Consider the following 1,307-nt stretch of genomic DNA (forward strand, 5'->3'; position numbering starts at 1 on the left):
TGAAGATCAGGGCCTTACGTCGGAGGTTCTTCGTCTTGCCGGCCTGCATGTCCGCAATGAGGCGATCCCAGGCGGGGAAGCCGGATAGAGCGAAGAGGCCGACGGCGGCGATCAGGCCCAGCCAGAAGTTGGCTGGGTCGGTCGGCATCTGGATGACCTCTACGGGCATGGGGGTTGGGGTGACCTCTACGGGCATGGGATCCATGGGCCACATGATGCCCTGGTGCACGTCGGCAGTCGGCCTCGGTGAGGGGGCCGCGGAGGCACTCCTGGAGCCGAGAGTGCTGGAGATGGTCTGCGACATGAGCCGGCCCGCGAGCGCGGGCATGGCGGGGACGTGTCGCTGAGGGCCGGTTGCAGCTGCCGGCTGCGGGAGGGGGGCCATTGAGTTGGCGCAGCCCCGCAGGCGCGCGATCAGCTTGGAACGGGGCAGGCCTGCTTGCGGGCCGTCGTCGGCGCCTGGCGCGGGTCCGAGGAAAGGCTGCCCGTCCGTCGTAACGAGGGGATGCCGAGAGTCTACGAGGCTGGGAGGCGTACCGGTCTTCCGCACCCCCGGCTCGATCGTCAGGCTCCCCCGGGCCGCCGCGGGGCCCGCGAGCGCGGTCAGGGCGGGGACGTGTCGCCGAGGGCCGGCTGCAGCTGCCGGCTGCGGCGCCGGCTGGGTGTCGTCGAGCTGGCGCAGCCCCCACCGGGGCGGCGGGGGCTGCGCGGGTGCTCGCGGTCAGTGGGGCAGGGGGATGGGGGCAGGGGGCAGGACGGCGGGCAGGGCGTTGGTCAGCGCGAGGGACTCGCGCAGGGTGATGTGTTCGATGACCCGATGGAAGGTGTGCGGGGTCCATGCGGCGGCGAGCTCGGCTGCGGGGTCGTGGGCGGGCCGGTAGAGGGTGAGCACCTGGTGGGCAAGGTTCGCGGGGACGTCGCCGCCATCGGGGCCGGTGAGGATCATGGGGCCGAGTACGACGGCGCGCACCTCGGGCAAGGTGCGGGCGAGGAAGACGGTGGCCTCGGCGTTCACGGCGTCGTCGTCGATCAGCTCGGACTGCCGGGCGCAGGTGTGCGCGGTCCACGTGGGCGTGGTCAGGGCCTGGGAGCGCCCGTAGAGGGTGGCGTCGATCAGGTCGGGAGAGCTGATGTGCACGTAGCTCGGGCGCGGGAGAGGGGCGTTCTCGGGGTCGGCGGGGTGGGCGGGGAAGAGGATCGCGGCGGTCATGGGTGAGTCCTTTCTGGGAGCGCGGTCAAGAGGGGGACATGTCGCGGAGATCTGCGGTCGGGTCGGTGCGCTGCACACGGGGTGCAGCGCACCGGCC

2 protein-coding genes are annotated in these 1,307 nt (G+C 72.2%); both read right to left on the bottom strand.

Translation table 11 applies throughout. The features are described from left to right. A partial coding sequence (locus AC0VX0_RS12295; protein ID WP_475452188.1) for a hypothetical protein occupies positions 1–205 on the bottom strand: 205 nt, incomplete at its 3' end. Positions 206–721: 516 nt separating this feature from the next. After that, complete coding sequence (locus AC0VX0_RS12300) at positions 722–1,210, bottom strand: hypothetical protein (RefSeq protein WP_475452190.1); 489 nt, start codon at positions 1,208–1,210, stop codon at positions 722–724. Between the last annotated feature and the right edge of the window lie 97 nt (positions 1,211–1,307).

This window comes from Micrococcus sp. iso_26, assembly GCF_056172975.1.